Here is a 521-nt window from a genome sequence, read left to right on the forward strand (position 1 = left end):
GTCGAAGCCGGAGCCGTCCGGATCTATCGGCTGATGGCTAACGGGCACAGACACATTTTGTCCTTCTGCAGCAAAGGCGAGTGGTTCGGGCTCGAAAAGGGACAGGTTCGAACCGATTTCGCGGAAGCGGTCTGCGAAACACGCATACGGCCGCTTCCTGCCAACCAAGATGCGGTCGTCCCAATGGATCTCCTGAATATCGCCCTGACAAATCTTGCGAAAGCCCAGGAGAAACAACTCGTCATGACAGAACAAAGCGCGTTGAAACGCGTTGCGGCCTTCGTTCAGGAGATGGCCGAACGTCATCCCGGAGAACCTGAATTTGACATGATGATCTCTCGCAGTGACATCGCCGACTATCTTGGACTGACAATCGAAACCGTCGCCCGTTCCTTCACCAAGCTTCGCGAAAGACGTATCGTTCGCCTTAACGGGAAACTGCAGCGATCGGTCCGGCTACTGGACCGGGACGCGCTAGTAGCACTCACGAACTAAGGGCCGAAGCGCAATGAGATCCGGAG

1 protein-coding gene is annotated in these 521 nt (G+C 55.9%); it reads left to right on the forward strand.

Annotated elements, in window-relative coordinates; genetic code table 11:
- On the forward strand, positions 1-495 hold a 495-nt coding region (locus tag ACPYOJ_RS34645), incomplete at its 5' end, for a helix-turn-helix domain-containing protein (RefSeq protein WP_481420268.1).
- Positions 496-521 lie beyond the last annotated feature (26 nt).

It is taken from the genome of Rhizobium sp. SVR5-9E, assembly GCF_056755095.1.